At 59.7% G+C, this 21,914-nt stretch carries 20 protein-coding genes and 1 other RNA gene; 8 read left to right on the top strand and 13 right to left on the bottom strand.

All coding sequences use genetic code 11. The annotated features are described in order from the left end of the window. Window positions 1–17 precede the first annotated feature (17 nt). The 6 genes from FHT77_RS09435 to mraZ form a co-directional block, all read right to left on the bottom strand. Window positions 18–1,451: a UDP-N-acetylmuramoylalanyl-D-glutamyl-2,6-diaminopimelate--D-alanyl-D-alanine ligase gene (locus FHT77_RS09435; protein ID WP_183754577.1), complete on the bottom strand. Its 1,434-nt coding sequence runs from the start codon at window positions 1,449–1,451 to the stop codon at window positions 18–20. Continuing rightward, entirely contained in the window at window positions 1,448–2,908 is a 1,461-nt protein-coding gene (locus FHT77_RS09430; protein ID WP_183754575.1) for a UDP-N-acetylmuramoyl-L-alanyl-D-glutamate--2,6-diaminopimelate ligase, read from the bottom strand. Before FHT77_RS09430 ends, FHT77_RS09435 begins: the two co-directional genes overlap by 4 nt. Window positions 2,909–2,975: 67 nt before the next feature. Beyond that, window positions 2,976–4,718 carry a penicillin-binding protein 2 gene (locus FHT77_RS09425; RefSeq protein ID WP_183754573.1) on the bottom strand — a complete coding sequence of 581 codons (1,743 nt, stop codon included), beginning with the start codon at window positions 4,716–4,718 and terminating at the stop codon, window positions 2,976–2,978. A gap of 2 nt (window positions 4,719–4,720) precedes the next feature. Beyond that, window positions 4,721–5,125, bottom strand: coding sequence for a hypothetical protein (locus FHT77_RS09420; RefSeq protein ID WP_183754571.1), 405 nt, complete (start codon window positions 5,123–5,125; stop codon window positions 4,721–4,723). A gap of 1 nt (window position 5,126) precedes the next feature. Beyond that, on the bottom strand, window positions 5,127–6,152 hold the full coding sequence (gene rsmH, locus FHT77_RS09415; protein ID WP_183754569.1) for a 16S rRNA (cytosine(1402)-N(4))-methyltransferase RsmH: 1,026 nt from the start codon (window positions 6,150–6,152) through the stop codon (window positions 5,127–5,129). 17 nt (window positions 6,153–6,169) lie between these two features. After that, on the bottom strand, window positions 6,170–6,607 hold the full coding sequence (gene mraZ / locus FHT77_RS09410) for a division/cell wall cluster transcriptional repressor MraZ (protein ID WP_246719752.1): 438 nt from the start codon (window positions 6,605–6,607) through the stop codon (window positions 6,170–6,172). Window positions 6,608–7,186: 579 nt separating this feature from the next. Here mraZ and FHT77_RS09405 point away from each other — a divergent pair. Then, window positions 7,187–7,381, top strand: coding sequence for a hypothetical protein (locus FHT77_RS09405; RefSeq protein WP_016554526.1), 195 nt, complete (start codon window positions 7,187–7,189; stop codon window positions 7,379–7,381). 41 nt (window positions 7,382–7,422) lie between these two features. Here the strand turns inward: FHT77_RS09405 and rnpB are convergent. The 5 genes from rnpB to FHT77_RS09380 form a co-directional block, all read right to left on the bottom strand. Beyond that, window positions 7,423–7,818: RNase P RNA component class A (gene rnpB, locus FHT77_RS09400), an RNA gene on the bottom strand. A 93-nt stretch (window positions 7,819–7,911) separates the two neighbouring features. Next, window positions 7,912–9,099: an NAD(P)/FAD-dependent oxidoreductase gene (locus tag FHT77_RS09395; RefSeq protein WP_183754565.1), complete on the bottom strand. Its 1,188-nt coding sequence runs from the start codon at window positions 9,097–9,099 to the stop codon at window positions 7,912–7,914. Between the two features lie 101 nt (window positions 9,100–9,200). After that, entirely contained in the window at window positions 9,201–9,716 is a 516-nt protein-coding gene (locus FHT77_RS09390; RefSeq protein ID WP_016554528.1) for a lytic transglycosylase domain-containing protein, read from the bottom strand. 261 nt (window positions 9,717–9,977) lie between these two features. Continuing rightward, window positions 9,978–10,742, bottom strand: coding sequence for an N-acetylmuramoyl-L-alanine amidase (locus FHT77_RS09385; protein ID WP_183754563.1), 765 nt, complete (start codon window positions 10,740–10,742; stop codon window positions 9,978–9,980). Continuing rightward, entirely contained in the window at window positions 10,739–11,446 is a 708-nt protein-coding gene (locus FHT77_RS09380) for a J domain-containing protein (protein ID WP_183754561.1), read from the bottom strand. Before FHT77_RS09380 ends, FHT77_RS09385 begins: the two co-directional genes overlap by 4 nt. Before the next feature lie 413 nt (window positions 11,447–11,859). On the opposite strand from FHT77_RS09380, the gene FHT77_RS09375 reads away from it, so the two are divergent. The 3 genes from FHT77_RS09375 to FHT77_RS09365 all read left to right on the top strand — a co-directional run bounded on the left by FHT77_RS09375 (window position 11,860) and on the right by FHT77_RS09365 (window position 14,814). Then, window positions 11,860–13,071 (top strand): pyrophosphate--fructose-6-phosphate 1-phosphotransferase, encoded by a 1,212-nt coding sequence (locus tag FHT77_RS09375; protein ID WP_114713193.1) that lies wholly within the window; start codon window positions 11,860–11,862, stop codon window positions 13,069–13,071. A gap of 58 nt (window positions 13,072–13,129) precedes the next feature. After that, window positions 13,130–13,765 (top strand): LysE family translocator, encoded by a 636-nt coding sequence (locus FHT77_RS09370; RefSeq protein WP_183754559.1) that lies wholly within the window; start codon window positions 13,130–13,132, stop codon window positions 13,763–13,765. A 113-nt stretch (window positions 13,766–13,878) separates the two neighbouring features. Then, complete coding sequence (locus tag FHT77_RS09365) at window positions 13,879–14,814, top strand: lytic transglycosylase domain-containing protein (RefSeq protein ID WP_183754557.1); 936 nt, start codon at window positions 13,879–13,881, stop codon at window positions 14,812–14,814. Here FHT77_RS09365 and FHT77_RS09360 read toward each other — a convergent pair. Next, on the bottom strand, window positions 14,808–16,193 hold the full coding sequence (locus FHT77_RS09360) for a serine hydrolase (RefSeq protein WP_183754555.1): 1,386 nt from the start codon (window positions 16,191–16,193) through the stop codon (window positions 14,808–14,810). The genes FHT77_RS09365 and FHT77_RS09360 overlap by 7 nt on opposite strands. Before the next feature lie 171 nt (window positions 16,194–16,364). On the opposite strand from FHT77_RS09360, the gene FHT77_RS09355 reads away from it, so the two are divergent. The 4 genes from FHT77_RS09355 (at window position 16,365) to FHT77_RS09340 (ending at window position 20,521) form a co-directional block, all read left to right on the top strand. After that, window positions 16,365–17,609, top strand: coding sequence for a DUF3419 family protein (locus tag FHT77_RS09355; protein ID WP_183754553.1), 1,245 nt, complete (start codon window positions 16,365–16,367; stop codon window positions 17,607–17,609). 50 nt (window positions 17,610–17,659) lie between these two features. Further along, entirely contained in the window at window positions 17,660–18,277 is a 618-nt protein-coding gene (locus FHT77_RS09350; protein ID WP_183754794.1) for a class I SAM-dependent methyltransferase, read from the top strand. Between the two features lie 130 nt (window positions 18,278–18,407). Beyond that, window positions 18,408–19,205 carry a GH25 family lysozyme gene (locus FHT77_RS09345; RefSeq protein WP_183754551.1) on the top strand — a complete coding sequence of 266 codons (798 nt, stop codon included), beginning with the start codon at window positions 18,408–18,410 and terminating at the stop codon, window positions 19,203–19,205. 83 nt (window positions 19,206–19,288) lie between these two features. After that, window positions 19,289–20,521, top strand: coding sequence for a lytic murein transglycosylase (locus FHT77_RS09340; protein ID WP_183754549.1), 1,233 nt, complete (start codon window positions 19,289–19,291; stop codon window positions 20,519–20,521). Window positions 20,522–21,012: 491 nt separating this feature from the next. Here the strand turns inward: FHT77_RS09340 and metF are convergent, their stop codons facing one another. Then, window positions 21,013–21,912, bottom strand: a complete 900-nt coding sequence (gene metF / locus FHT77_RS09335; protein WP_016554539.1) for a methylenetetrahydrofolate reductase [NAD(P)H] — start codon at window positions 21,910–21,912, stop codon at window positions 21,013–21,015. Window positions 21,913–21,914 lie beyond the last annotated feature (2 nt).

Here is a 21,914-nt window from a genome sequence, read left to right as displayed (position 1 = left end):
GCCCCTTGTTTACCCGCTCAAAAATCGCGTTGCGTGTCGGCAAATGGCGGGAACTTGTCAAGGAGCGCGGCGACGATCTTGCCGAAACCTATGCCCAGTGACGATTTTACCATCAGCACGTCGCCAGCCGCGACAGCGTTCAATACATATTCTGATAGTTCCTCGGTCTTCTCATAGTGGACGACCTGCACACCCTCGGGGAGCGATTCTTTCAGCGCAACCATTTCAGGCCCCGCGAGCCAGACATGCTCTATACCAGCAGCGAGCAAAGGCCCCGCCAGATCCGAATGGACTTTCTCCGCGTAGTCACCCATCTCCAGCATATCGCCAAGCACGGCGATGCGCCGCCCAGCACCCGTCGGAACGGCACTCGCGAGCACGGATATCGCGGCACGCATCGAAGCGGGATTGGCGTTGTAGCTTTCGTCGATGACCGTGAAGGCGCTGCGGTCGATTGCCAGGCGGTGACGCCGTCCCCTGCCATTTTCCGGCTGCAGCGTCGAAAGGGAGGTGATTGCCTGATGCATGTCCGCACCGACAAGCTTGACGACGCCAAGGGCGGCCAGTGCATTCTCGGCAATGTGCCGGCCCGGCGCGCCGATCGCGACCTCCTTGGTGTCGCCATCGATGGTGATCCACAACGTCGAACTCTGGTCGGAGCCATTGAACTCCGCGAGGCGGAAATCGGCCTTCGCATGCTGACCGAACGAATGAATGTGCTGGATGCCGCAGGCCTGCGCCGTGCGCTCGAGGAAGTTGAACTGGTCGTTGTCCCTGTTGAGCACGACCTGACCGCCGGGAACCACACCTTCGAAAATCTCGGCCTTCGCCGTTGCGATCTCTCGTATGCTCTTGAAATTGCCGAGGTGAGCCGGCGCAATCGTAGTCACTACTGCAACATGCGGCCTGATCATCTTGACCAGCGGACGGATTTCGTCCGGATGATTCATGCCCACTTCGAAAACACCGAAATAGGTATCGAGCGGCATCCGGGCGAGCGTCAAGGGTACGCCCCAGTGATTGTTGAACGAGGCCACCGAAGCATGCACCTTGCCCGATGGGGACAAGACACGCCGCAACATCTCCTTGGTGGTCGTCTTGCCGACCGAACCGGTCACGGCAATGATCTGAGCACGCGAACGGGCACGAGAAGCCTGGCCGAGCTTGCCGAGTGCCGCCAGCACATCTTCGACGACGATGACAGGAACGGTAAGCCGCCCCATGGCTGGAAGGCGCGCTTCGCTAACAACGAGCAGAGCAGCCCCGTTTGCCATCGCCATCGACGCAAAGTCGTGGCCGTCAACGCGGTCGCCCTTGATGGCGAAGAAAGCTTCGCCGGGCGCAATGGAGCGGCTGTCGATGGAAATACCGGTAATGCCCTCAGGCAAAGTTCCGAACGGCCGCCCTGCCATGGCGGCAATCATGTCTTCCGTCGTCCAAAGCCAGTTCACGGTTTCAGCTCCTCCAAAGCCTTACGCAATTCGGCATGATCCGAAAACGGTAGGGTGACGCTCCCGATCGTCTGCCCTTCCTCGTGTCCCTTGCCGGCGACAATCAGCGTGTCGCCCGACGTCAGCATTCCTACGGCCGTTCGGATCGCCTCGGCACGGTCGCCAATTTCGCTCGCGCAGCCTGCGGCCGCCATGATCTCGGCGCGAATGGTCGCCGGCTCTTCCGAGCGTGGATTGTCGTCGGTGACAATCACCACATCGGCCAGACGGCAGGCGATCTCGCCCATGATCGGGCGCTTGCCGCGATCGCGGTCGCCGCCGCAGCCAAACACGACGATGACGCGGCCCGTCGTAAACGGACGAACGGACTCCAAAACATTGGCAAGCGCGTCGGGCTTATGGGCATAGTCGACATAAGCAAGCGCACCGTCCTTGGTGTGGCCCACCAATTCGAGACGACCGGATGCGCCCTGCAGCTTTTCGAGGGCCGCCATGGCGACCCTCGCCGGCACGCCCGTCGACATGGCTAGACCTGCCGCCACGAGCGCGTTGGCCACCTGGAAGTCCCCTGCAAGCGGAATATCGACCTCGAAGATCTCTCCCTCGGCGTGGATTTCAGCCACCTGCTTGTGCCGGAAATGCTCGACGCGCTTCAGCGCCAGGTAGTCGCCCTTGCGGCCGACGGTGCGAACGTCGTGACCCGCGTCGCGTGCCGCTTTGACGGCTTGCTCTGACCACGCATCGTCGGCGAAGATCACGGCCGGTGCGCCCTTCGGCAGCAGCGTATCGAACAGCCGCATCTTCGCGGCCATGTAGCTTTCGATCGTCGGATGGTAGTCCATGTGATCGCGGCCGAGATTGGTAAAGGCAGCCGCTGCTAGGTTGACGCCATCGAGACGGCCCTGATCGAGGCCATGGCTGGAGGCCTCCATCGAGGCATGGGTAACACCCTCATCTGAAAGCTCCGCGAGCAATTTGTGAAGAGAAACCGGATCCGGGGTCGTCAGCGAGCCATAGTCATTGCGTGTCGGCGAGACGACGCCAGTCGTGCCGATCATCGCCGCTGGATGGCCTGCATAGGCCCAGATCTGCCGGGTGAAGGAAGCAACCGACGTCTTGCCGGCGGTACCGGTCACGGCAACCATCGTTTCCGGCTGCTTGCCATAGAAATGAGAGGCCGCGATCGACAGGAAGCGGCGCGGATCGGTTACCACGAGAACAGGTATGGAAGCATCAACGCCATGGGACGCAATGGCCACGACAGCACCGCGCCCCGCCGCGTCGGCGACAAAGCCGGCTCCATCGGCCTTCGTCCCGGCGACAGCCACAAACACCATGCCGGGTTCGATCTTGCGGCTGTCGGACGAGATACCCGAAACCGCCAGCGCCCCGACAGACCCGGCCAATTGATCTTCAAGTTCCGGAAATGCATCTCCGGCGATGTCTCGCAAGTTCATCGAATGTACTTTTCTCTCTCAAGCCGCCGCGCCCCCGTGGCGAATCGGCTCCGACATTCATTCAGACTCAATAAGACACCAACATGGCCGATCCGTCGTCACCGAACTTGGGTTCCACACCGAGAATTGGGGCTGCGCGGGCGATGATGTTCTTCACCATCGGCGCTGCCGTGTACGCTGCAATGTTCTGGCCCTTCTCGCCATTGTGCGGCTCATCGCAGAACGTCAGCACGACATACTTCGGATCGTCGATCGGAAAAGCCGCGAGGAACGCATTGAAATTGAGGTTCGTCGCGTAACGGCCATTGACCACCTTGTCAGCCGTGCCGGTCTTGCCGCCGACATTGAAGCCGGGCACGTCAGCATTGCGCCCGGAGCCCTTGATGCCGTTCAGCTTGAAGAGATAGCGAACGTCATCGCTGGTGGTCTTCTTGACGACCACTTCCGCAACTTCGTCTGCCTGTTCGCGGTTGCGCGGCAGGAAGGTCGGTTCGATGAGCTTGCCGCCGTTGACGAGCGCCGCGCCGGCAACCGCCGTCTGCAGCGGCGTCGTGGAAACACCGTGGCCAAAGGAGATCGTCACCGAGTTGATCTTCTTCCAGACCTTCGGCTGGCTCGGCATCTTCACCTCGGGGAGTTCCGTCTGCATCTTGGTGAGCAGACCGAGCTTCGTCAGGTAGTCCTTCTGCGCATCGATGCCGACGATGTCGATGATGCGGGCGGTACCGACGTTGGACGAATACTGGAACACCTCCGGCAGCGTCAGCCAACGGCGCTGGCCGTGGAAGTCGTGAATGGTGAAGCCGCCGATGCGGATCGGCTGCGTCGCGTCGAAGCTGTCGTTGAGGCTGACCTTGCCCGTATCGAGCGCCATGGCGAGCGAAAAGGTCTTGAAGGTCGACCCCATCTCGAACGTGCCGTTCGACATGCGGTTCAGCCAGCCTTCCTTGGCGCCTTCCAGCGGGTTGTTCGGATCGAAGTCAGGGGCCGATGCCATTCCGAGCACTTCGCCGGTATGAATATCGAGGATGACGGCGCCGGCGCCCTTTGCCTCGTAGTTCTTGACGGCGTTGACGACGACATCGCGCACGATGTTCTGAACGCGAACGTCGATCGACAGGCGAACGGGCTCAAGCGGCTGGTCGCTTGTCATGCCGACTGAAGCGAGGTCGGCAAGGCCCTGATCGTCAATGTATTTCTCCATGCCGGCAACGCCGCGGTTGTCGATGTTGACGTAACCGAGGATATGCGCTGCGGTCGCGCCGCCAGGATAGAAGCGGCGCTTCTCAGGGCGGAAGCCGATGCCGGGAATGCCGAGCGCTAAGATCTGGCTCTGCTGCTTCGGCGTCAACTGGCGTCGCAGCCAGGCGAAGTGCGATGTGCGGTTCGCGAGCTTCTTGTAGGTGCCTTTCATGTCGAGGTCGGGCAAAACCGTCGCGAGCTTCTCGACCGCCTCGTCTGGGTCGACCACCTTGTTCGGCTCGGCAAAAAGCGAGACCGTGCGAATATCGGTCGCCAGCACCTCGCCGTTTCGGTCCAGGATATCCGGACGCGAGGCCATCAGACGATCCGGTGGCAGGATGCTGGACACGACATCAGGATCGCGGACTGCGTATTCCACGAGGCGCCCGCCGATCACGCAATAAACGCCGAGAAAGCCGACGATCAGGAGCCCGACGCGGCTCTTCGCCTGTCCCGCCTTCTTCTTTCGCGATCCCTCGATCGGCCTATTGCCGCCGAGGCGGTTATTGGTGCCGGCGGAGAAATGCGCCTGGCTCTTCAAGACCATGATGCGTGAAAGAAACGACATCTCTACTCCACCGATCCGGTTGCCATCATGTCTTCTTCTTCGGGTTCAGGCGTCGCTGGCTTTGGCTTTGCCCTGCCCGAACCGGCTTTCGCTTCTGTAATCTCGGGAACAGGAACCTGCGATTTCAGCATCGGCAGTTCCTTGGCGTGAACCAGCGATGTGGACGCCGTCGGCTGCAGCTGAAGCTCACCGTTGTAGTTGTTGACGAGGCGCTCAAGCCTGTTCGGCTGGGAGAGCAGAGCCCAATCGGCCTTCAACAGATCGATGGTATCCTTCTCGAGCTTGATCTCCGCTTCGAGGCGATGAACCTCCTCGAGCTTGAGCTCGGCATGGTGCTTGATGGTGTAGGTGACAGCAGCAGCGGCTGTCATGACACCGACGAGGATGAGGTCCAAGGTTCTCAGCATATCAGGCTCCGAGCTTTCCGAGACTCGCCAGATTCGGCAATCCAAAGATGGAAATATCTGCCGCTTCGGCAGGCGCGGCAGTGCGCAGCCCCGCCCGCAGCTTGGCAGATCGCGCCCGCGGGTTTGCTTGCGCTTCCGCCTCCGTCGCAGCAACCATCGGCTTGCCGATCCGCTCGAACGTTGCAGCACGCTCGTGCGCGACAGGCAGATGACGCGAGCCCGAAGCCTTGCCGGCACGATCGGCGAAGAAGGTCTTGACGATCCGGTCCTCGAGCGAATGGAAGGTAACAACAACGAGACGCCCGCCGGGCTTCAGCACACGCTCGGCGGCAAACAGCGCCTGCGCCAATTCGCCAAGCTCATCGTTGACAAAGATTCGCAACGCCTGGAAGACGCGGGTCGCCGGATGGATCTTGTCCTTCATCTTGCGCGGCGTGACGAGTTCGATCAGACCGGCCAGATCGCGCGTCGTCTCGAACGGTTTTTCCGCTCGCCGCTTTTCAATTGCGTGCGCGATGCGCGGCGACTGACTTTCCTCTCCGAGAAAATGAAAGATGCGGATGAGATCAGACACTTTGGCGCGATTGATCACATCAGCCGCAGAAACACCGGCCACCGACATGCGCATGTCCAGCGGACCATTCTTCTGGAACGAGAAGCCGCGATCGGCCTCATCGATCTGCATCGAGGACACGCCGATATCGAGCACAACTCCATCCAATCCGCCGGATGGAGCAGCATCGGCCAATCGAGAGAACTGCGAATGAACGAGCCTCAAACGACCCTGGCTCTCGGCGACAAGAGCCTGACCAGCTTCGATAGCGGTCGGATCGCGATCCAGGGCGACGACGTTGGCGCCGGTGCCCAGAATGGCAGAAGTGTAGCCACCCGCACCGAAGGTGCCATCGAGAATGATCTTGCCGGGCAACGGCTCGAGCGCGGCGAGGACCTCATTGAGAAGAACCGGAATGTGGCGAACCGATCCGCCACCGGCATCAGTTGAATCTCCACCAGGATCCGCCGTCATTCCGTTCCCTCGTACCGTTAGGAACGCCTGCCCGCCAGCCGACGCCCTCCTCGTGCCTGCATCTGAGCAGCCTGAAATGCCTGCGGCTGCCACAGCTGAAAATGATCCGCCCGACCGACGAAGGTCACCTCGTCCGAGATACCGGTGAAGTCGCGAATGAAATCCGTGACCATCAGCCGGCCTTCCGCGTCGAGCTTCATGAAGATACCGCCCCCGTGGATGAGAAGCGACATCTCGTTCGCGTCCGGCGAAAACGGATCCTCCGCAGAAATCTGACGCTCGAACCTCTCCAGGAGATCCGGACCGCCGACACTGATCGCCGGAAACACAAAGTCCTGGAAGCAATAGAGCTCCTGAACGTTGCGCTGCGCCAGCACGGATCGAAACGCCGCCGGCACGGAAACCCTGCCCTTGGAATCGATTCTGTTGGTCGCATTTGAAAGGAAGCGGCTCATGACACGAAACATCCGTTCCCGAAAGAGCCCGGACTGAACTCAAAAGCCCGGAACCTCGAAATTCAGGCACAGCTTCGCGAGCCGAATGGGCGAAATCCCATCCGGCGCTTCCGGAGCGGAAGACACCTTGGCTTTGCGATTGTTGGGCACCTACTTGCCCTTGCGCAGTGCATGAATGGGATAACATGGGACCATATGGGCGTCAATGGGAAACGCCCGTCTCACGATGAGCGAAGTATCCGAAATTTATAAGCTGTTAAGTTTAACAAAGGGTTAGGATCGAGCTTGCGGACACCGGACAGCCCAACCGCCGAAGCGCCCTCAAAGGCCACATATGGTTCAAATTGGCACAGCAAAATATGCGCTTTTAAACAGAGGCTTAATGCATCCTCTTCAAGAGTGGGAGCACCCGTCTCGAGCGCTCGCACGAAGAGGTATGCAGCCGCTATCTCCTTTGAAGTAATAGGCCGAGCCATTCGGCTGCTGCCACGTGCAAAATAATGAACGGCGGGAGAATTGAATTAGTTCACTGCTGCCGCATATTACTTGAAGCTAAATAAGTAACCGTGGAGTAACATTATGACAAACTTCACATTAAAGGGACTTCTTTACGGACGCTTTGAGCCGGAGAAGCGTATTCCGCTGTCGCAGTCGGGAATGACGACTGACATCCAATGCGATTCTTGCGGCAAGATATTCAAGCGCTGGTCCATTCTCGCCCGCAGCAGCACAACCTGCGAGGAATGTCTGGCGAAGGCGCCGACCGCCCACTAGCAATCGACGGCAATCACAAAGACATGCTTCCGCAAGGGTAGTTCGCCAGCTGGCCTGTAAGCCGGGTTCTGTATGGCCCCGGCCGAAGCCGGAACGTGGCAGCCATTCCTCTGGGACAGCGTTCGCACGCTGCCTCACGCAACCCACCCGGATGACTGACCTGGAAACCGGCCGGAAGGCTTTCGCCTCCCACGTCATCCCTATTCGGTCTTGCTCCCGGTGGGGTTTACCTTGCCATCGCCGTTACCGGAGATGCGGTGGGCTCTTACCCCACCCTTTCACCCTTACCTGCCGAGGCAGGCGGTTTGCTTTCTGTGGCACTTTCCCTGAGGTCGCCCTCGCCGGACGTTATCCGGCACCGTGTTTCCGTGGAGCCCGGACTTTCCTCACCCTACCGCCTTTCGGCATTGGTAAAGCGCGGCTGCCCGGCCAACTGGCAAGGCTCCCTTAGCGGAGACACGGAGCGAATGCCACCGAAATATTACCGGCTTCGCGACGACAAAGCTCTGTCTACTGACAAGACTCTAGGCCTAGCGGAAAACCGGTGTCAGTTCCCGGCCGAAGTCCTCTGCCCCGAGCCAGCCCTGCGTCATGACGACGGCCCCTAGCCGGCCGAGTTCGTCAGACGATTTCGCGGCAACGAAATTGCCACCCGCCAGGACAGCGATCCGCGGTGAATCCGTATAGCCGACATAAGGATACGCGGTCGTCGTGAAGGTTGACACACACGGCGCGGAGGTTGTTGGGCAGCCAGCCAAGGCCGGCATCAGCCGCAGTGCCGTTGAGACCAGATTGTCGCGCTCCAGTGGATCGCCGTCAGAGCGAAACCACGTTCCGATATCCCCGAGCGTCTCGAATGAGCGCGCCTCTAGATCGCCGCCGAGCTTCAGGTAGGTCCGACCATCGGGGTATCGCACGGGTGGCAGGATATAGACGTGGTCCTCATCCCGATCACCGAAGACAATCGTCGAAGGCATGTCGGAGAAAGTCGCCATCTCCCGTTCGCCAAGCTCAAAGAAGGCAACGGTGCGGGCGGCAATTCTGATGTCGATCGGAGCTGGCAGGAGATCGTTGAAATTACTGAAACCGCCAGCGGCAACCAGCACCCGCTCCGCGGTATAGCTCCTGCCACCAGCCTCAACTTCGACAGATGGGCCTCGGTCGCGAACCGAGGTAACAGTTGCATCTACGACCGTTACACCTGCCTGCTCGGCAAGCATGGTTTGTGCCCGAACCAAAGCGCGCGGGTTGATGTGCCCCGCCCGCCGCTCTTCGAAATAGCCGTGGTGGGACGGATCGAGGGAGAACTGAGGAAAGCGCTCACGCAACGCTGCCGGCGTAAGCGCTTCAACGTCAAGACCGAGGGTTTCGCTGACCTGCAGCGCCCGCCCGAGAAATCCCTCGCCCGGTCGCGCGGGCGGGCCGGTAAACAGACAACCCGCTTCCGAGAAAAAGGAGATACCGCTTTTCGCTTCCATCTCCCCGTAGCGATCGAGCGAACGTGCTGCGAGGGTCGCCCAGACCCTATTGTCATCGAAGGACCGCGTAATGCGAGCCTCGTCGTAGTGGCTGGCAAAGACGCCGTGATGGCTCTTGCGCTCGGCCGGCTCGCTGGGGCCGATAATCGCTACGCCCTCGATCATACCCGAAAGATGGCGGGCAGCAGCCGCGCCCATCATTCCGCGTCCGACGATGATCACCTTGAAATCAACTGCCATATGTCACCTCATTTTCCGAGGTCGGATAACACAGGCGCCACGTTGAATCATATTGTTAAGTGCCAGTTCGAAGCGATTCTCGAACAAGCACTTTCAAGCGATCAAAGCATCGCCAGGACCTTGCCGCAGTAAGCCTTGGAAACCGGGTTCATGCGGGTTGCGCCATGGCCGGCATTGTACTTCAGGATCGTACCGCAAGTTTCGCCACCGCCTAGCTGATGTGCTGCAGCCAGATACTTCATGCCGAACTTGATGTTCGTCTCAGGGTCGAACAAGCCCTTCGCAGGGCCCGAGTAGCCCATCATGCGTGCCGTCGCCGGCTTGATCTGCATGAGGCCGATTTCGCCCGCGCTGCCGCGTGCATTCGGATTGAAATTGCTCTCGACGCGCACGACCGCACGAGCAAGCTCGACGGGGACGTTGTACTGGTTGGCATACTTGACGATGATCGCGGAATATTTGTTGGCTGTGAAATCCGGCATTGCATAACCGCTGGTGCGGTCAACGGTCTTCAAGGGGATTGTCTGAGATCTTGCGCCCCATTCGCCCGCGAAGGCGCAGTTGATACCCATCAACAGCGCGCTGGCGCACACTGCAGCAGAAATGATCTTCTTCATTTAGTCTAATTACTCCGACACAAAGAATTTCCGGATTGCAGTTGAAATAACAATCCGGTCGTATGCAGCAGATATATATTAGATATTCTGCAGCAATTCTTTTTGTTTCAATTGACGGCCGCTCGAAACCCCAAACAACACAAGCGGCGCCGTTCGACGGTTGGCGTTAGACCATCGCAATGAGGAGATAATAGGGAAATGATGTGGCGACGCAGCAGACTCTCAAAATCCTGAGAATCCGCGCCACTCTAAAAGTACTACTTATGCGGAGTAACGCGGCAGTGACGCCAGCAAACGGTGCAGCGTGTCGATCGTCGAAAAATCCGCGATCCCGTCGATTCGAGCGGGCCGAAAATGGCGCTGGAAGGCCTCGATATCGCCAGCCATCTTGTCGGAGAATTGGCCTGTGATCTCAGTCGCATAACCGTAAAGCGAGAGCATCGACTGCAGGGCCTCGACCGGTTGGCCGCTGTCGCCGCGTTGGAAAAATCTTCCACCGGAGATCGCAGCTGGCTCGACCCAGTGCCCCACACCGGCCTTGTGGAGCTCTGACCAAGGAAATTTTTCTCCTGGGTCAACCTTCCGAATCGGTGCTACATCGGAGTGCCCGAGCACCCTTTCGGGGGCAATGGACCAACGTTGGCCGCAATCGCGACACAATTCGATCACCGCCTGAATTTGTTCTTGCGGATACTCGGGGAGCCCTCCGGGATGACCCGCATTGGCGATCTCGATCCCGATCGACAAAGAGTTGATATCGGTCTCACCCCGCCAGTAACTTTTGCCAGCGTGCCAGGCACGGCGCTCCTCGGGGACGAGCTGCAGAACCTCGCCATTTTCACCAACGAAGTAGTGGCTCGAGACCTGACTTTCGTCCCGACAGAGCCACTCCAAGGCTCCGTCAGGCGTCGGCATGCCTGTATAGTGAAGAAGGATCATGTCTGGCCTGCGCCCATCAGCACGTTCGCCGTGATTTGGCGATGGGCGAACGGTTGCCTTCCGGTAGTCGGCCTCGAACGAGGTCATGCCGCGCGGCGTTCCTTCTCGATTGCCTCGTAGGCTGCATTCAGCGCAGCCATGCGCTCATTGGCAATCGCATGGAACTCGGCCGGCACGCCCCGCGAAATCAGGCGATCAGGATGATGTTCGCTGACAAGTCCATGATAGCGGCGACGGATCGTCGTGAAGTCGTCGGAGGGCGAAACGCCGAGCACCTTGTAGGGATCGCGGCCCATGGAAACATGCCGCGCTGCAATTCGTTCGAAATGATCTTCATTCATATGGAAGATCTCGCTCACGTGCCGCAGGAACGCCAATTCCTTCTCATGGATGAGACCATCCGCTTTGGCGATATGGAAAAGACCGTCCAGCACCTCTTCCAGCACCGGGCAATTGGCTGCGCATGTCACGCACAAGGATGACAGGCGCTCCGCATAGGCTTCATAGCCGGCGACGTCCTGACGCGCCAGATTGTAGAGGCGTGCGACATTCTTCGCCTGCTCCGGCGGGAACTCAAATATCTCGCGAAAGGCATCCACCTCCCGCTCGCTCACGATTCCATCGGCCTTGGCCATTTTTGCCGACAGAGCGATGATGGCGACCGAGAAGGCCACCTTGCGGCGCGTCTCGGGATCCCCTTCGAAGACTGTCCGGATAGCCTCGACCACCGCCGAAAGGACGTTGCCCGCGGTGTTGCCAATGGCATTCAGCAGTTTTTCCCAGAAGGACATAAAAGTCTCTCGCAGCGCAAATAGGTTAGACACCTTGACCAAATAAAGCCTGCGTTTGCAAGGCGGCGATTGGTCGTAGGAGCGAATACAGCTTTCACATTTCGGTAATTGTCGCCCCGATGCTGAAGCATACGCCGCATTCGCATTGCCTCATATGACACCAAAGGATAGGCTGCGGTGACGGCGGCACGGCGCCCGGCGCACCGCTGCTCCGCGCGCGCTCGGAGATTTCCACAATCGATCTCAACGGCTATCCGAAGCTTGAAACGATTATATCGTCGTCCAGCCTATCTTCGCCGTTTTGGTGCAGGATTTTCACAATAACTACACTTTACATGCCCCTTTCCCTGTCGCATCCATGCGTTAGGTAAGCAGCACGCAGGTGCTCTGATAAGAGGCACGATGGAGGGATCATGGCCAAACAGAAAGTCGCAATGCTCACGGCTGGAGGCCTGGCGCCCTGTCTGTCGTCGGCGGTTGGCGGGCTGATCGAACGCTATAGCGACGTCGCGCCCGACATCGAACTCGTCGCCTATCGCTCCGGCTATCAGGGCGTGCTTCTCGGCGACAGCATCAAGATCAACGCAGACATGCGCCAGAAGGCGCCGCTTCTGCATCGCTACGGCGGTTCGCCGATCGGCAATAGCCGCGTCAAGCTCACCAACGCAGCCGATTGCGTGAAGCGCGGCCTGGTCAAGGAAGGCGAAAATCCGCTGCGCGTTGCCGCCGAGCGCCTCGCCAACGATGGCGTAACCATCCTTCACACCATCGGTGGCGACGACACAAACACCACCGCCGCCGATCTCGCGGCATATCTAGCTGCGAACGGCTACAATCTGACGGTCGTCGGACTTCCGAAGACGGTTGACAACGACGTCGTTCCTATCCGCCAGTCACTCGGCGCGTGGACGGCGGCCGAGGTCGGAGCGCATTTCTTCGACAACGTCAGCAACGAGCAGACGGCAGCACCGCGCACCTTGATCATCCATGAAGTCATGGGGCGCCACTGCGGATGGCTGACGGCCGCGACGGCGCGTGCCTATCTGCAACGGACGAAGAACTACGAGTACGTTGGCGGCTTCATGACGAACGCCAAGATGAAGAGCATCGACGCGGTCTACCTGCCCGAAATGGCTTTCGACCTCGATGCGGAAGCGGCACGCCTGAAGGAAATCATCGACCGTACTGGCCATGCGACCGTGTTCGTCTCGGAAGGCGCCTGCCTCGATGCAATCGTCGCGGAACGCGAAGCCGCCGGCGAGACCGTCAAGCGCGACGCTTTCGGACACGTCAAGATCGACACGATCAATGTCGGCGGCTGGTTCCAGAAGCAGTTCGCTGGCCTCATCAACGCCGAACGCTCGCTCGTGCAGAAGTCCGGCTATTTTGCGCGTTCGGCTCCCGCTAACGGCGATGACCTTCGCCTGATTCAGAGCATGACCGACCTCGCCGTTGAAAGCGCCCTTAATAAGGTGTCCGGCGTGACTGGCCACGATGAAGCGCAAAACGGTAAGCTCCGAACGATCGAGTTCCCGCGCATCAAGGGCGGCAAGGCCTTCGACACCTCCACCAAGTGGTTCGGCGAAGTCATGGACACGATTGGCCAGAAATACCGGGCAGCATGATTGACTGAGGGTTGATATGGTGTCTTTGCTTTTGTCCTAGGGAATAGGAGGAGATTCCATGTCGCTCGAAGCCTGGTTCGCTTTTGCCGCTGCGTCTGCAATCATGCTGGCCATCCCTGGCCCGACGATTCTCCTCGTCGTTTCCTATGCGCTCGGGCACGGACGCAAGACGGCGCTTGCGACGGTAACCGGCGTGGCGCTCGGCGACTTCACCGCGATGACCGCATCATTGTTCGGATTGGGGGCCGTGCTCGCGGCCTCCGCAACCCTGTTCACGGTGCTGAAGTGGATCGGCGGCGCCTATCTGATCTGGCTCGGGATCAAGCTCTGGCGGGCGCCGGTGATTTCCGAACCGATGGCAGACAATGACAACCTGCCCGAAAAGAAATCCCTCAAGGTTTTCCTCCACGCCTATGTCGTCACGGCTCTCAACCCGAAGAGCATCGTCTTCTTCGTCGCATTCGTTCCGCAGTTCTTGAATCCGGCTCAGCCGTTCTTCGGCCAGATGCTCATCATGGAAGCCACCTTCCTGGTGCTCGCCACCATCAATGCCTCGACTTATGCGCTGGCAGCAAACGCGGCGCGCGGGCTCATCCGTAAGGCGAGCGTTCAACGCGCAGTCAACCGTACCGGCGGCACTCTGCTCATTGCCGCGGGCGCCGTAACGGCCGGCTATCGCCGCATCGCCGCGTAAATATTTTCGGCGGGTTGCAGCAAAGCAACGAATACGTTAATGGCGGAATCCGGGCTTAAGGTTTTTGGTAACTTCTAACGCTGCCGGGGCGGCGCGTTCACGAAAGTGAGAGTATGGTAGCGATCGGTTTTTCCGGCCTGAAACGCAGTCTCGTCGTTTCGACGATGCTCTGCGGCGTTGTTGCCGGATGCACGAGCGTCGAATACACCTCGCAGGCAGAATTGACCGCTCTCCAGACAGTTGTACCGACACCGAAGCCGGGCGAAGATGCCACACTTGCCGCCGTGCCTGCCGGCGAAGGCAGCACTGAAACGGCGATGGCCCCTGCCACGGACCCGACAGCGGCTGCTCTCGCGGCCCCAGCCATGCCGACCGCGGCGCCTTCACAACCAGGCGGTCAGATCGAGCCTACCGCCGCAACGGGTTATGCGCAGATTCCCCTTACTCCCGAGATGACGGCAATACAGTCCGTCATACCCATTCCGCGTCCTGGCACCCCCTCCCCGTCAACGCAGCTCGCCTTTGCCGCAACGCCCCAGGCCGGCAGCGGCGCCATCGCCGCCCTTTCCGCAATCGACACCACGCCGCACCCGATGATGGACTACGGCTTCGACACTTCGGGTCCATCCGACCCGCCTGCTGCCCCGCCGATGTTCAGCGACAGCGACGACGACGGCGCGCCGACCGTGGAAAAAAGCGCGATCACCAAGATCATCGACAAGTATTCGAAGATGTATGAGGTGCCCGCCTCGCTGCTTCACCGCGTCGTCCACCGCGAAAGCCGGTACAATGCCAAGGCTTACAACAAGCGTGGCTACTTCGGCCTGATGCAGATCAAGTACAACACGGCGAAGTCGATGGGCTACGAAGGCGAGCCCGCCGGTCTGTTCGACGCCGAGACCAACATCAAATACGCCGCCAAGTATCTGCGCGGCGCCTGGCTCGTGTCCGACAGCAGCGAAGACAATGCCGTCCGCCTTTACGCCCGTGGCTATTATTACGAGGCCAAGCGCAAAGGTATGGACGACGTCGCCCAGGGCAATTATTGACCATTATGGTCCAGCGTAGCGAGTAGCTCCTTCACCAGCATCTGCGGCTTGTAGCGAAGCCAGCTTGGCGTTAACCCAAGTCTGACGACGACGAGTTTCGCCGACGGCACGATCGCCACGCTCTGCCCGTCATGTCCTTCCATCCAGAATGTATCGTCGGGAAGACCGGCTAATGCACTGCTATCGCCACCCGGCGCGGCAAGCCAGGCTTGCGCCTGCGTATATTTGCCGCCTGAGGATGCCGTCGGCGTCCTCATCGCCGTCATGAAGCGTTCCGGCAGCAGCCGCTCCCCATTCCAGACGCCGTCCTGAAGAAGGAACTGCCCGAAACGGGCCCAGTCCCGTGCTGTCGCATAAAGATACGAACTGCCGGCGAATGTACCACGCGCGTCCACCTCCAGAACCGCGCTCGACATGCCGATCGGATCGAACAGGGCCATCTTCGGATAGGCAAGCGCTGTCTGCATGTTGCCGATCCGATCCATCCATATCTTCGATATCAAGACCGATGTGCCGCTTGAATAATTGAAGCGCTCGCCGGGGCTTGCCTCCAATGGCAGGCTCGCTGGCAGCGCCGTCATATCCGGATCGAGATAGAGCATCCGCGTAACGTCGGCGACCGTGCCATAGTTCTCGTTGAAGGCCAGGCCGCTCTCCATGCCCATGAGGTCGCTGAGCTTGATTGCCGAGTGATCGCCACCCTGCCACTGGGGCAGAAGCGCTGCGTCGTCAAATGCTATTTTCTTGTCGAGCATCAACCGCCCGACGATCGCGGCATTGACCGTCTTCGTCATGGACCAGCCTGTCAGCGGCGTCGTTGGACCGAAGCCGTCGCCGTAGCGCTCGGCGATGATGCGGCCGTTGTGAACGACGACGACCGCACGCATCGCAGGACCGGTCAAATCCTTGTCCGAAAGCAGGGTATCGACACGATTGTCATTGGCACCGGAGACGGCGTTGCCCTCCGGCCATATCGCCGGATTTTGCAATTCCTGAGCCGCCGGGCGATCGGGCACCGCGCGCGCTGCAGCCTCGAAGTCGCCGTCCGGCACACTGCTGCAGCCGAGCGCGCCGCGATAGATTGCATAACTGGGCGCGAAAAGTCCGAGGATCCGGGCAGTGACCCGCTTCTCCTGACTGTCGACGGCCACACGTACGAGCCGCAGCAACGGATTTCCCGGCGCCTGCACATCCTCATAGAGCACTTGTTCAGGATCCCGTCCCGCGAGAAAGACGTTCGAGCAAACGATCTTGGCAGCGTAGCCATCCCCCACGCGCAGCAATTCCGGCGGGCTGACATAGAGCCAAGCCGCGCCCATGGCGACAATCACGACCAGCAGAAGAGCAAGTGACTTTACGACACGCAGCACAAATCGCATGGGTGGTCCTCCCTGCCCGCAAGAGAAGCAAAAAAGCCCTCGCCACGAAAGCCCCCTACCCTGGAACACTTCCTATTTGCTCCCGCGCAATAGACCGCCCACAGCCCGCGTCATCAAACTGTAGTGACGGCGCGCTAAACGCCCTGAACGCTAAAAGGGTGAAAGACTCATATGACGGAATTTGCACCGGATGCCGGCTTCCGCAAGAACCGGAAACTCAAGGCAGCGCTTCTCCGCCACAACGCCTTCTCCAAGGCAGGCTTCTCGGAACGGCTCTTCGGCCTGTTGTTTTCCGGCTTGGTTTATCCGCAAATCTGGGAAGATCCCGATCTCGATATGCTTGCGATGGAGCTTCAGCCCCATCATCGCATCGTGACGATCGGCTCCGGCGGCTGCAACATGCTTGCCTATCTTTCCAAAGGTCCGGCATCGATCGATGTCGTCGACCTCAATCCGCATCATATCGCCCTCAATCGCTTGAAGTTAGCCGCGTTCCGTCACCTTCCCGGCCACGCCGACCTCGTTCGCTTTCTCGCCAAGCCGCGTGAAACATCGAACAGCCACGCGTTCGACCAGTTCCTTGCGGCAAACCTCGACGATGCGACCCGGAACTATTGGAATAGCCGCAAGTTCGGTCGCCGGCGCGTCACCGTCTTTGACCGCAATATCTACGAAACCGGTCTGCTCGGACGGTTTATCGGCGCCGCCCATCTTCTCGCCCGCCTGCACGGCGTCGACCTCACGGAGATGACAAAGGCCCGTTCGCTGCGCGAGCAGCGCCAGTTCTTCGATGAGAGGATCGCACCTCTGTTCGACAAGCCGGTCGTGCGCTGGATTACCGGACGAAAGAGCTCGCTGTTCGGCCTTGGCATCCCGCCGCAGCAGTACGACGAACTGGCAAGCCTCGCGGCAGATCAGTCGATCGCCCCGGTTCTGCGGCATCGGCTTGAGAAGCTTGCCTGCCACTTCCCGATGCGGGAGAACTACTTTGCCTGGCAGGCCTTCGGGCGCCGCTACGCCCCCGAAGGCGAAGGCCCGCTTCCGACCTACCTCGAGCCTGTAAACTACGAGGTGATCCGAGCGAATGTCGATCGCGTCAACGTCCATCACGCCAGCTTCACCGAGCTTCTCTCTGGCGAGCCCGCTGCCTCGCGCGATCGCTATATCCTCCTCGATGCGCAGGACTGGATGACAGATGAGCAGCTCAATGATCTCTGGGCAGAAATCAGCCGCACCGCCCGTGAAGGCGCCCGCGTTATTTTCCGCACGGCAGCCGAAAAGAGCATCATCGAAGGACGCCTGTCGCCAGCGATCCGCAATCAGTGGACCTACATGGAGGAACGTTCGCTCGAGCTGACGGCGCTCGATCGCTCGGCAATCTATGGCGGCTTCCATATTTACAGGAAGACGGCGTGAGCGGGGTCGACACGAACCCGGTGGCCAAAGACGACGGCCATGCCGCCCTGATGGACGGCATGTACCGCTACCAGCGCCATATCTATGACTTGACGCGCAAATATTACTTGCTTGGCCGTGATCAGACGATCCGCAATCTGAATGTACCGGCCGGCGGCACGCTGCTGGAAGTCGGTTGCGGCACCGGTCGGAACATGGCGCTGGCCCATAAGTATTATCCGCAAGCTCGGCTCTACGGCCTCGACATCTCACAGGAGATGCTGATCTCCGCGCGCAAGACATTCGAGAGCAAGGCCACGATCCCGGACTTCCGCGTCGCCGACGCGACGGCATTCACGCCTCGCGAATTTGGCGTCAGCGGATTCGACCGGATCCTGATCTCTTATGCGCTTTCTATGATCCCCGACTGGGAGTGCGCCGTCGACTCAGCCCTTGCCGCTCTTGCCGCCGGCGGCGAGTTGCACATAGTCGATTTTGGCCAGCAGGAGCGACTGCCGGGCTGGTTCGCGCACTTTCTCAGGGCATGGCTGCGAAAATTTCACGTCTCGCCGCGCGCCGATTTGCGACAGGTTCTCGAGTCTCAAGCCTCTGAAAATCAAGCACGACTAATATTCGAAACCATTGGCGGCGGGTATGCCTGGCGGGCTGTCATTGTGACCAAACCTTGACATTTCGCTTGAAACTAACCGAATTTTTACGTTGATATGGGAAATAGAGGGGACATTCCTCGCTGGACACGTCTTTCACGAAGGTCGAGCTGTGGGGCAAAAAATCCATTCGTTTCGCGACGGAACACCTATGCGCCGGCTTCTGTTTTGCGTTTTGCCGTTGGCTGTCATGCTCGCCGGATGCACGTCATCGGGCTATGACTATCTCGAAACGGCGTCCGTAAAGCCGAAAACGCGCTTCAAGGACACCGACCCCCAGGACTTCGGAGCAAAGCATCCGGAGCAGCAGCCGATCCACGGCATCGACGTTTCCAAGTGGCAGGGCAATATCGACTGGCAGACGGTCAAGGGCTCTGGCGTTGCCTTTGCATTCATCAAGGCGACTGAAGGCAAGGACCGCATCGATCCGCGCTTCAACGAGTACTGGCAGCGCGCCCGCGCCGTCGGCATTCCTCACGCGCCCTATCATTTCTACTATTTCTGCTCGACGCCGGACGAACAGGCTGACTGGTTCATCCGTAACGTGCCAAAGGAATCGATGCGCTTGCCGCCGGTCCTCGACGCTGAATGGAATGCGGAATCGAAGACTTGCCGCCTTCGCCCGGATCCGGCGACGGTTCGCGCCCAGCTTCAGCGCTTCATGGATCGCCTCGAGGCCTACTATGGCAAGCGGCCGATCATCTATACTTCGGTCGACTTCCACCGCGACAATCTCGTCGGCTATTTCCAGGATTATCACTTCTGGGTTCGCTCCACCGCCAAGCATCCCGAGGTCACCTATGCCGACCGCCGTTGGGCCTTCTGGCAGTACACGTCGACGGGCGTCATCCCCGGCATCAAGGGACCGACGGACATCAATGTTTTCGCCGGATCGACGCAGAACTGGCACAACTGGGTGGCGGCGGTATCGAAGGACACAAATTCTTAGCAACGTCCGTCAGTCTTTCTTGCTTCCGTCACAATCATTTGGGAAATCGACTGAAATTCCATTTGATGACGAGGATCGAAACTATGTACCGCTCGCCCGCAAGCCGCACGGCACTTGCACTCCTTTTTGCCGCTGGTCTCGCCACCGGCGCCGCCGCAGAGACGCCGGCATCGAGTGCACCGGCTTCGCAGGCAGCAGCCCCGGCATGTGACGGCGACCTCTCCGACTTCCTCGCCGGCGTGAAGGCCGACGCAATTGCCGCCGGTGCATCGGCCGAGGCCGCAGACAAGGCGCTGGAAGGCGCGCAGATCGACCAGAAGGTCTTGAGCCGCGACCGCGCTCAAGGCGTGTTCAAGCAGACCTTCCTGGAGTTCTCGCAGCGCACGGTCAGCCAGGCTCGCCTCGATATCGGCCGCCAGAAGATGAAGCAATATGCGGATGTCTTCGCCCGCGCCGAGCAAGAGTTTGGGGTGCCCGCTGGCGTCATCACCGCCTTCTGGGCCATGGAAACGGATTTCGGCGCCGTGCAGGGCGACTTCAACACCCGCAACGCCCTCGTGACCCTCGCCCATGATTGCCGGCGGCCAGAGTTGTTCCGCCCGCAGCTGATTGCCCTCATCGAAATGGTTCAGCATGGTGACCTCGACCCGGCAACCAACACCGGCGCCTGGGCGGGAGAGATCGGTCAGGTCCAGATGCTGCCGCGCGATATCGTTGCCTATGGCATGGACGGCGACGGCGATGGCCACGTGCGCCTCAAGCAGAGCGCTCCTGATGCGATTCTGACGGCAGCAAAGTTCATCCAGCATCTCGGCTTCCAGAAGGGCCAGCCGTGGATCCAGGAAGTCACCCTTCCCGAAGGCCTGCCCTGGGAGAAGTCGGGCATCGGCGGTCCCCTGACGGCCGGCGAATGGTTTGCCCTCGGCGTCAAGCCGCGAGATGGGAACACCAACTTCGGTAACCTGCACGCCGACTTGATCCTGCCGCAAGGCCGCCTCGGACCGACCTTCATCGCCTACCCGAATTTCCAGATCTATCTCGAATGGAACAAGTCGTTCATCTACACGACGTCGGCAGCCTACTTCGCGACCCGTCTTGCTGGTGCGGAGACCTACCTCAAGGGCACGCCGGAGCAGGGTCTTTCCAACGACCAGATGAAGGAACTGCAGACCAAGCTCGGAACCCTCGGCCACGACGTCGGCAAGGTCGACGGCATCCTGGGTTCGGGCACGCGCGTAGCCATCCAGAAGGAGCAGCAGCGTCTCGGCATGCCGGCCGACGGCTGGGCAACACCGACACTTCTGAATTCCCTGTGATTACTGATTCAGCACGCTTAAAGCCGGGTCTCAGACCCGGCTTTTTCATTTGTTCCATGGTTTCAGAGACTTCGCCTAGCCTTCATCTTGCCGCATGTGTGAAGGCGGGATCGCTGACTTTAACGCCAAGTTAAAATCTGTGAATATTTTTCCGTCGCAATTTTACCAGTGATTTCATCACGTTGCCCGCAAGCCAGCATTGTCGATGTGACATTTTCGCCGCAGTGCAGTATAAAATCTGCTTTCCAAGCGACACATTCGCGACATATTATCGCGGCGTTAACGCAAGGAGACAGACATGGGACTTACACAATCCTTGAATGTCCTTTTGGTCAGCGCGGCGTTTGCATTCGTATTGACAATGCTTTTCATCTAAACGTCGTGCCGATTGAACAGTGCCGAGACTCCTGAGTAGCGAAACAGTTCAATGAATCGGAAAAGCGCATCCCACGGAGATGCGCTTTTCTTTTTGTCCTCTAATCTGGGCCAGCCTACGCGGCAGCGCCGGCCTTTCTGGCCCCTTCCCGGGTAAAGCCGAGATTGGTCAGCACTGCCGACACGAGAGGCGAGCGATTCATCGTATACAGATGGAAATCGGTGAGCCCGCGACGAGCGAGGTCTTCGATCTGCTCGGCCGCAACCTCGGCGGCAACCTTTGCTCTCTCTTCCGGCTTGTCGTCGAAGCCCGCAAAGCGCTCATCCAGAAACGCCGGTATCACGGTGCCGCAAGCGCCGGCAAACCGCTTCAGCTGCGTCAGGTTTTGGATTGGCATGATACCCGGCACAATAGGAATATTGACGCCGGCAGCCCGCACCTTTTCCAGATAGCGCTCGAAATTGTCGTTGTCGAAGAAGAACTGCGTCAGCGCGCGGGTCGCGCCGTTGTCCGCCTTTTGCTTCAGCATATCGATGTCGGCGGCGGTATCACGGCTCTCCGGATGCTTTTCGGGGTAGGCCGAGACCGAAATCTCGAAGTCGCCGATTTCACGCAGTCCGGCAACCAGCGCTGCTGCATTCGCATAGCCGCCGGGATGCGGCTGGTAGGGTGCGCCGACGCCGCCAGGGGCATCGCCTCGAAGCGCAACGAAGTGCTTGACGCCAACCTTGCGGAAGCTGTCGATCACGCTGTGCGTTTCGTCCTTCGTCGCGCCGACGCAGGTGAGATGCGACGCCGTGGCAAGCGGGGTTTCGGCGAGGAAGCGCGACACGGTCGCCAACGTTGGTGCCTTGGTAGTCCCACCGGCGCCATAGGTCACCGACACAAAGTCCGGGTTCCAGTCCTGCAGCTCGTTGACCGCGTTCCACAGCTGTCCTTCCATCTCTTCCGACTTCGGCGGAAAGAACTCGAAGGAAATGCCGATCTTGCGGCGCGCGTCGCTGTTCAAAGCCATTT

Source organism: Rhizobium sp. BK181, from assembly GCF_014193305.1.
Taxonomy (GTDB): domain Bacteria; phylum Pseudomonadota; class Alphaproteobacteria; order Rhizobiales; family Rhizobiaceae; genus Rhizobium.
The sequence above is the reverse complement of the archived record's forward strand: the minus strand, read 5'-3'. Positions and strand labels throughout refer to the sequence as shown.

Coding starts and splice junctions, on each gene's coding strand:
- FHT77_RS09430 (WP_183754575.1), bottom strand. CDS start 2,908: ATGAACTTGCGAGACATCGCCGGAGATGCATTTCCGGAACTTGAAGAT.
- FHT77_RS09425 (WP_183754573.1), bottom strand. CDS start 4,718: ATGTCGTTTCTTTCACGCATCATGGTCTTGAAGAGCCAGGCGCATTTC.
- FHT77_RS09420 (WP_183754571.1), bottom strand. CDS start 5,125: ATGCTGAGAACCTTGGACCTCATCCTCGTCGGTGTCATGACAGCCGCT.
- rsmH (WP_183754569.1), bottom strand. CDS start 6,152: ATGACGGCGGATCCTGGTGGAGATTCAACTGATGCCGGTGGCGGATCG.
- mraZ (WP_246719752.1), bottom strand. CDS start 6,607: ATGAGCCGCTTCCTTTCAAATGCGACCAACAGAATCGATTCCAAGGGC.
- FHT77_RS09405 (WP_016554526.1), top strand. CDS start 7,187: ATGACAAACTTCACATTAAAGGGACTTCTTTACGGACGCTTTGAGCCG.
- FHT77_RS09395 (WP_183754565.1), bottom strand. CDS start 9,099: ATGGCAGTTGATTTCAAGGTGATCATCGTCGGACGCGGAATGATGGGC.
- FHT77_RS09390 (WP_016554528.1), bottom strand. CDS start 9,716: ATGAAGAAGATCATTTCTGCTGCAGTGTGCGCCAGCGCGCTGTTGATG.
- FHT77_RS09385 (WP_183754563.1), bottom strand. CDS start 10,742: ATGACCTCGTTCGAGGCCGACTACCGGAAGGCAACCGTTCGCCCATCG.
- FHT77_RS09380 (WP_183754561.1), bottom strand. CDS start 11,446: ATGTCCTTCTGGGAAAAACTGCTGAATGCCATTGGCAACACCGCGGGC.
- FHT77_RS09375 (WP_114713193.1), top strand. CDS start 11,860: ATGGCCAAACAGAAAGTCGCAATGCTCACGGCTGGAGGCCTGGCGCCC.
- FHT77_RS09370 (WP_183754559.1), top strand. CDS start 13,130: ATGTCGCTCGAAGCCTGGTTCGCTTTTGCCGCTGCGTCTGCAATCATG.
- FHT77_RS09365 (WP_183754557.1), top strand. CDS start 13,879: ATGGTAGCGATCGGTTTTTCCGGCCTGAAACGCAGTCTCGTCGTTTCG.
- FHT77_RS09360 (WP_183754555.1), bottom strand. CDS start 16,193: ATGCGATTTGTGCTGCGTGTCGTAAAGTCACTTGCTCTTCTGCTGGTC.
- FHT77_RS09355 (WP_183754553.1), top strand. CDS start 16,365: ATGACGGAATTTGCACCGGATGCCGGCTTCCGCAAGAACCGGAAACTC.
- FHT77_RS09350 (WP_183754794.1), top strand. CDS start 17,660: ATGGACGGCATGTACCGCTACCAGCGCCATATCTATGACTTGACGCGC.
- FHT77_RS09345 (WP_183754551.1), top strand. CDS start 18,408: ATGCGCCGGCTTCTGTTTTGCGTTTTGCCGTTGGCTGTCATGCTCGCC.
- FHT77_RS09340 (WP_183754549.1), top strand. CDS start 19,289: ATGTACCGCTCGCCCGCAAGCCGCACGGCACTTGCACTCCTTTTTGCC.
- metF (WP_016554539.1), bottom strand. CDS start 21,912: ATGGCTTTGAACAGCGACGCGCGCCGCAAGATCGGCATTTCCTTCGAG.